Source organism: Geitlerinema sp. PCC 9228 (genome assembly GCF_001870905.1).
Classification (GTDB): Bacteria; Cyanobacteriota; Cyanobacteriia; order Cyanobacteriales; family PCC-9228; genus PCC-9228.
In genome coordinates, this window is record NZ_LNDC01000090.1 from 1 (window position 1) to 3448 (window position 3448).

Genomic DNA, 3448 nt, shown 5'->3' on the forward strand with positions numbered 1-3448 from the left:
ACGTAGCCCGCTAAGAGGCTAAGACTGGACTAACCGAACACAATTAACACAGATGTCAATTAATGTTCAGTGATTTGGTTAGTCAATACCCTACGTTCTCGCCACCTTAAAACCAGCTAAAGCAAACGGCTGGCGATCGGTAACTAGCAATCAGCAGCAGAATTATCCCAATTCTACCTATGCCCATTGCCAATCACCAATCACCAGCAGTCGCAAGAAGCCATTTCAAGAAATGCCTCTACTATTTGCGAGGTACTTTCGACAAATAGTCAATATTTTGGGCAGAAACCCGCGGAATGGGATTTTCCCTGGGACGGATTTCCCGCGCCATACCTAGATAGCTTACCGGATCGCCAGCTTGAGGCTGCTTTTCTTGCGGGCGGAACGTACGTACGGCATTTTGCCAGACAATTTGCGGGAACCCAAGTTGGGCGCGGTGGTAAGCACCATAACGCGGGGTTTTTAAATTGAAAGGCGTTTCGCCGCGATCGCGCTGGGGCAAAATCCGACGCCGTTGGAACGGTACAATATTGTCCCCAAAGTTTTGCATGTACTCATCGCTATCCAACAAGGCATCAACAAAGCCTTTCATGCCTTTGGTCGCAAGAACGATAGACCAAGCAATTTTTTCCCGTTCGTTGTAAACTTCCCGTCCAAGAACCCGTTGGACGCACATTGCCACGAAACGGTAATTGTTGTTGGTGTTGTAATTGCGTTCGCGGAACACTTCAGACGTGACCAAGCCGCGAATGAAGTCTCGAACGGTAATTTGCTTGTATTTTAACTGGGATTCCAAAATCGACTGGCGGTTGCTTTTCAGCAGTTGGTGTTCGCTGAAAATTTGCCGGTAAGCAGCCCAAATCAATTCCTCCATGTCCTCATTGGAGGTGACATCTACCATGTCGTAAATTTTTGGCTGTTCTTCACCGGGCACTTCGTAACCGCTCACCCGTTCGTTTTGGCTTTTGGGAGAGTATTCTAATAAAGGAATTGCCACGGCCGATTCTCCTTTACAACTTCTTTTTAAAGGATAAGTACACGACTTTACAATAGGAGATTATCTTGCGATTCTTCGCGCTTTTCTAAAGATTTGCAACAATTCTTAATTTTTTGACGGCATGTTTGGGAGATGGGTGCGTACCGAGCCTGGAAGCACCGGCAGATATAATTGGTTGTTTGCTTTAATGTCCCGATGTCTCCATACTCGGTATGCCCCGACGACCTCACCTCCCCTCTACAAAAAAAACTACCAACCGAGGGCAGAAAACCCAGCCTCTGGTATCTGTTTTTCAGATTCGTCATTTGCTGGTGTAGCAGAATCGACGCGGGATTCCGTACAGAAGGACGCTGTGCTGAAACCACCAAAACGGGTTACCGTACTGCTACGCATCCGCAGGTCGTCGTTGGGAAACCAAAAACGCTCCACCGAACTCATGGTTTCGTAATCGGTGATTAGCAGCATGGCATCTTCAGAGTCGATTTCGTATTTGCCAGCTACTGGGGTAACTTCTGCATAACCCCGTTCGCGCAACAACAGCCCTTTGCTGGCGTCGTCTTCGTTGGGAACTAAGACTAAGATGGTGGAACCAGCATGGTTTTCTTCGTCTTCTTTGTCCCATTCCATGCTTCCTTGCCAACTGACTCTGGCTCCGCCGGCGGCACGGCTGGGGTCAATTTCATGCATGCGACAGACTTCGGCCACTTGCGGATCGTCGGCCTTCAAACTGTCTACGCGGATTTCCGACTCGCCCACTTCAGCACGTCGGAAAGGTAGGTGGTGCGTGGTACGCTGCGATCGCCACGTTCCAGCACTTTTGTGAAAGAAATCCATTGCATCCATAGTTAATTACCTGGTTTCTATTGCTATCTCTGGTGTATGGGGAACCAATATTGAAAGGGCGAACGGCGAATCGTTGATTTCCTCGATTTTTAGGCAGAAACAACCCTCTCAATTCATGCCCCTTCGTGGTATGATAAAACATCTGACAAAAGTTATTTAGGGGCTGGACATCGTGGTTCAAGCACCAAAATTTACAGAATCGACTAGCAAAAACAACCATTTTGCCGGCAACAACGTTCCTTTAGAGTCCGAAAACCTCAAACAGTGGTTGCAAACTCTTACAGAGCGAATTATTGACGGCCATCGCCTTTCCCGTGAGGAGGCACTAGCCCTGACGGAGATTGAAGGGCAAGAGAAGATTTTACAGCTATGCCAGGCTGCTGACCGGGTACGCCAAGCTTGCTGCGGTAATGTGGTGGATCTGTGCAGCATTGTGAATGTGAAATCGGGCAACTGTTCGGAAAATTGCTCTTTTTGTTCTCAATCTGCCCACCATCCGGGGGAAAATTCTCCGATCTACGGCTTGATGTCTGCCGATGAAATTGTGGAACAAGCCAAATCCGCTGCCAATGCTGGTGCCAAACGGTTTTGTTTGGTTTCCCAAGGCAGGGGACCCAAGTACCAAAGCCCCAAATCCAACGAATTCGAGCAGATTCTGGAAACGGTGAAGCGGATTATCGCCGAAACCGATATCAAGCCCTGTTGTGCGTTGGGAGAAGTTACCCCAGAACAAGCAGAGCAACTTCGGGAAGCTGGCGTTACTCGCTACAACCACAATTTAGAAACTTCTGAGAATTTTTTTGAAAACATTGTCAGTACTCATACCTGGCAAGACCGCGTGGAAACGGTGAAAAACCTAAAAGCGGCTGGAATTCAAGCCTGTACTGGCGGCATTATGGGGATGGGCGAAACTTGGGAAGACCGCGTAGATATGGCTTTGTCTTTGCGGGAACTCGAAGTGGAATCGGTACCTATTAACTTGCTCAATCCCCGGGAAGGAACGCCACTCGGCGATCGCGAGAAGCTCGATCCCTTTGATGCCTTAAAAGCGATCGCCATTTTTCGGCTGATTCTGCCAGAGCAAATTTTACGCTATGCTGGCGGCCGGGAAGCTGTCATGGGCGAACTCCAAAAGTTGGGTCTTCAGGCTGGCATTAACGCCATGCTCATCGGTCACTACCTGACTACCCTAGGACAGCCGCCAGAAAACGATCGAGCTATGCTAGAAGAGTTGGGATTGGAAGGCGGTGAAGCGCCAGTTCCCAACTATAGCGAATCTCAATAGCAATGGGAACAATTTGACAGCCTATTTCCGTGGTTGTATGAGCAAAACCGCCGCGCATCCTACGAATAAACGCGAAGCGTCATTCGCGCTAGTTAGCGGCGGATGGGGTATAATCACCTCAGCCCAGTATGGCACTATTGCCCACCAGGGCGAGAACTCTGGAGATATGGGTAGATACAAGACCGGCTTGGCGAGGGACAACCAACCCTGCAAGTCCCGGCATCACCCGATTCATTAAAGTAGGGAACGGGGCAAAAGTTGGTATTGTATTTTCAACTATCTACCCACAGGCAGAAATGACCTGGGGTGCTGCGACCGCAGAA

3 protein-coding genes are annotated in these 3448 nt (G+C 49.1%); 1 reads left to right on the forward strand and 2 read right to left on the reverse strand.

All coding sequences use genetic code 11. The features are described from left to right. Positions 1-241: 241 nt before the first annotated feature. Together AS151_RS07640 and AS151_RS07645 are read right to left on the reverse strand one after the other, a co-directional pair. Positions 242-997, reverse strand: a complete 756-nt coding sequence (locus AS151_RS07640; protein ID WP_071516454.1) for a phycobilisome rod-core linker polypeptide — start codon at positions 995-997, stop codon at positions 242-244. Between the two features lie 249 nt (positions 998-1246). Beyond that, positions 1247-1840, reverse strand: a complete 594-nt coding sequence (locus tag AS151_RS07645) for a phycobiliprotein lyase (RefSeq protein WP_071516455.1) — start codon at positions 1838-1840, stop codon at positions 1247-1249. A gap of 172 nt (positions 1841-2012) precedes the next feature. On the opposite strand from AS151_RS07645, the gene bioB reads away from it, so the two are divergent. Then, complete coding sequence (gene bioB / locus AS151_RS07650) at positions 2013-3125, forward strand: biotin synthase BioB (RefSeq protein ID WP_071516456.1); 1113 nt, start codon at positions 2013-2015, stop codon at positions 3123-3125. Positions 3126-3448 lie beyond the last annotated feature (323 nt).